Annotated in this window: 1 protein-coding gene; it reads left to right on the plus strand. The window is 73.8% G+C overall.

Annotated features, from left to right (window positions below):
* Positions 1–22: 22 nt before the first annotated feature.
* Positions 23–347: NAD(P)H-hydrate dehydratase (locus tag SB775_RS28090; RefSeq protein ID WP_410864441.1), on the plus strand; the 325-nt coding region annotated here is incomplete at its 3' end.

Below are 347 nucleotides of genomic sequence, written 5' to 3' on the forward strand. Positions count from 1 at the left end.
GGGCTGGGACGAGCGGGACGCCGTGGCGTGGATCGCGGTGCCCCAGGAGTCGAGCGACAAGTACTCGCGCGGTGTGCTCGGTGTGGTCATCGGCTCCGACCGCTACCCGGGGGCCGCCGTGCTGGGCGTCGAGGGCGCGTCGCGCACGGGTGTTGGGATGATCCGCTACCTCGGCGCCGACCGCCCCAGCGACCTCGTGATGCGACGCCGTCCTGAGATCGTCACAGCGCCCGGCCGCGTGCAGGCGTGGCTGATCGGTTCGGGCATGGACCCGTCCTCCCGCCCGGACGACGACGCGCAGCGACTGCGGGCGGCCCTCCACGACGGCGTGCCGCTGGTGATCGACG

This window comes from Peribacillus sp. SIMBA_075, assembly GCF_046534585.1.